This is a genomic window from Frankia sp. CcWB3 (assembly GCF_977927595.1).
In genome coordinates this window covers 1-3,602 of the sequence record NZ_CDWRCK010000003.1, presented here as the reverse complement: position 1 = coordinate 3,602, position 3,602 = coordinate 1, and the positions used below count along the sequence as shown (strand labels likewise).

2 protein-coding genes are annotated in these 3,602 nt (G+C 67.6%); one reads left to right on the top strand and one right to left on the bottom strand.

Features of this window, described 5'->3' with window-relative positions:
- Window positions 1–537: 537 nt before the first annotated feature.
- The gene (locus tag ACY5KJ_RS00715; protein ID WP_462202476.1) at window positions 538–2,106 is read left to right on the top strand and encodes a chitinase; all 1,569 of its coding nucleotides are present in this window, start codon (window positions 538–540) and stop codon (window positions 2,104–2,106) included.
- Window positions 2,107–2,203: 97 nt separating this feature from the next.
- Here the strand turns inward: ACY5KJ_RS00715 and ACY5KJ_RS00710 are convergent, their stop codons facing one another.
- Window positions 2,204–3,514 (bottom strand): fatty acyl-AMP ligase, encoded by a 1,311-nt coding sequence (locus ACY5KJ_RS00710; RefSeq protein WP_462202474.1) that lies wholly within the window; start codon window positions 3,512–3,514, stop codon window positions 2,204–2,206.
- Window positions 3,515–3,602: the final 88 nt, after the last annotated feature.

Here is a 3,602-nt window from a genome sequence, read left to right as displayed (position 1 = left end):
ATCCCGGGGGTGTGGAGCCTGGGGGAGTGGACATGGCACCTCCGATGCGTCGCAACCGGGGTCATCGGGCTCACGTCCGGATGGCGGGCGAGATCCGGTCTCCGCCGATCATAATAGGTTGATGGGCTGACGGATCGCGGTGCCTCAAGACCCTGGTGCGTGGTTCCGTGCCGCTCCGGGGTGCCGTGTTCCGGACCGCCGTGTTCCAGGGGTGCCGCGTTCGAATGTTCCAGGGGTACCGTGTTTCCGGTTTTGGGGCTTTCTTGACCGAGAATTTCCGTAGGCCCGCTCGGCCGAAGATGATCCCTGAGCCAGCGGGCGCGTCCGCACGTCCACCGAGACGGCGGCGTATATCTTGGGGTCGCGTCATATCAGTCCCGCGTCCGGAGCAACGTCTCCTTCGCGGTGCCACGCTGATATGCCGGCTGAACCCGACAGAACCCTCGGAGGAGACAGACTGTGTCGGATTCGCAAGGTCTTGTGTTCGCGTCAGCGGAGTGGCTTCCCAACGGAACCGAACATTGGGCTAACTTCAAGGTGACCATCTCCAACTACTCCGCCGAGGGCGTGGTGGATCCGGAGATATCCTGTACGTTCGCCGCGCCCCGGCTCATCCGGAATGTTTACGGACTGGTGTTCAACCCGGTTGATCGGCCGACTGACGTCGTCACCGGCCGCCTGGCGCCCGAACGGAAGATCATCCAGGCGAGGGGATCGCAGGAGTTCACCCTCGCGATGCAGAACGGTGGTACGGGCGCCGGCTCGGATCCCGCCCTGCTGCCGAACGGTTTTACGGTCAACGGGGAGAACGCCAACCCACCCGAGGACACCGATCCGCCCACGGTGCCGGAGAAGCTGCGCATCACCGGCTGGGCGCCGCATAGCCTGCACCTGACCTGGGATCCGTCCACGGACAACATCGCGGTGGCGGGCTACGAGGTGTTCTACCGGACTCCGGGTGGGGAACCCCGTGTCCTGTCGACCACCGCAGCCGAGGCCACGGTGTCGGGGTTGAACTCGTTGACGGAGTACATCCTGCGGGTCCGCGCGTTCGACGTCAGCGGCAACCGGTCGGAGCTGTCCGAGGAGGTGGCCGCGTCGACCACCGCCCCTCTCCCGGACCCCGGTACCTGGGATGCGCCGCGAGCGCCCTTCGTCGACTACACCGCATGGCCGAATCCGAAGCTCGCCGAATACGGCTCCCTGTCCGGAATCGACAGTTTCTTCGTCGGCTTCCTGGTGGCGCAGCCGGGCGGCGACAAGAAGGTTTACTGGGGCGGCTATCCGAGCTACGGAGAGGCCGCGACAGGCGATTTCGGCAAGGAGGATTTCGCCGCATTCACCGCGCAGGGCGGGAAGGTCATCCTCTCCTTCGGCGGTGCGTCAAACGTCCCCCTGGAGGATGTGGAGACCGACGTCTCCAAGATTGTGGCGACGTATCGGGCGATCCTCGCGAACTACGGGGTCAGTCACGTCGACTTCGACTTCGAGGGCGCGTTCATCCAGAACCGGGCGGGGTTGGAGCGGCACGTCGCCGCCATCTCCCAGGTGCTCCCGGCCTACCCCGGCCTGAAGATCTCCTACACGCTTCCAGTCGACGGCGCTCCCGGCAGCCTGGTGGGTTTCAACCCCGACGGGGTGCGTCTGCTGCATCTGCTCGCTGACGCGGGCATCCAGCCGTCGCTGATCAACGGCATGCTGATGGAGTTCGGCCAGACGGCCCCCTCGGACGCCTACGAGTGCTGCGTGATTGCGCTTAACGGCATGTTCACGCACATCGCCGGGGCTTGGCGCGACTGGGACGAGCAGAAGGTCTGGCGGCGGATCGGCGCCTGCCCGATGTTCGGCCGCCACATCAACGGCCGGATCTTCACGCTGGACCACATGCGCCGGCTCGTGGAGTTCGCCCGTACCCACAACATCGGCGCTGTCTCCGGTTGGGACGCCACCCGGGACTACAACCAGGGCCGCCTGCCCGAATGCGCCGACTTCAACGGGAACGACCTGGCGAAGTGCACCTATGTCGAGCAGAACCCGTTCGACTTCTGCAAGATCATCGCTACCTACCGACCCGAGTCTGTTCCCGCCGCCGCGCTGCGGCGGTAGGTCCGCGCCCGCGGCCCGGCGGACCGGCGGCGTGCATGGCCGCCGGTCCGCGGTCCGGTTTTCCCGGCGGCATTCCGCCAGGGGACCGGCGGATCCGTCAGGCGACGGAGGACATCCCCGGTTCCCAGATCTCGAATCCGGCCGCCAGGTAGCGGTTCCTGGCCGCGGCTCGCATGATCTTGCCGCTGCTGGTCTTCTGTAGCCGGCCCGGCAGGGCCAGCACGAGGTCGTTCACCGAGAGGTCGTGTTCCCGCGTCACCGCCGCCCGGATCGACGCGGCGACGTCCCTCGCGTCGGCGGTGAGGCGCTGCTCGTCCCTGATCTCCTGCACGACAATCAGCTTCTCGCCGTCGGCACCGGGAACCGAGAACGCGGCGCACCCGCCGGGGCGCAACGCGGGGTGGGCCGACTGGACGGTGAGCGCGATGTCCTGGGGATAGTAGTTCCGGCCCCGAATGATCACCAGGTCCTTCAGTCTGCCCACGACGTACACCTCGCCGTCGACCAGCAGGCCGAGATCGCCGGTGCGCAGGTAGGCCCGGCCGGTCTCGCCGTCGAACTCGGCGTGGAACACCTCGGCCGTTGCCTCCGGGCGGCGCCAGTATCCCCGCGCCACCTGGTCGCCGGAGACCCAGATCTCGCCCATCTCGCCCGCGGGGCACGGGTGTCCCGTTTCGGGGTCCACGATCCGGAGCTCCTCCTCTGGGAGGACGAGCCCGGATCCGACGAGGGTCTGGCCGCGCCCGCCCGACGCCGGCACATAGCGCCGGTGACCGAGCGCCTCGACGTCCGCCTCGAGGATGCGGGGACCGCGGCCCTTCCGGCTGCCGGTCACGAGCAGGGTCGCCTCGGCCAGGCCGTAGCACGGGTAGAACGCCTTCTCGTCGAACCCGTGGGGCGCGAAGATCGCCGAGAACCGGCGCAGGGTCTCGTGACGGATGGGCTCGGCCCCGTTGAATGCGACCTTCCAACAGCTGAGGTCGAGGTCCGGCACATCCCCCCGGGCGGCCCGCGCGACGCAGACATCGAAGGCGAAGTTGGGCCCGCCGCTGGTGTGGGCCCGGTACCGGGAGATGGCCGACAGCCAGCGCAGGGGCCACCGGATGAACGTCATCGGCGCCATGAGGATGCTGGTCGCCCCGAGGTAGAGCGGCTGCAGGATGTTGCCGATCAGCCCCTGGTCGTGGAAGAACGGTGCCCAGCCGACGAACGTCGAGTCCTGATCGTGCTCGAACGCGAGCCGGATCATCTCCTGGTTCGCGGCGAGGTTCCGGTGGGAGACCATGACCCCCTTCGGGTCGGACGTGGAACCGGAGGTGTACTGAAGGAAGGCGACGGAATCCGGCGGGCAGGGCCGGGGGTGGAAGCTCGTGCCCGCCTGGTCCGTCTCGTTCGTTTCGTCCGCCACCTGGTCGACCGGCAGCCAGGGGAGGGGGCCGCGGATCGATTCCACGACGGGCCAGAAGAATCACAAGATCAGCGACAGATCCAGATCC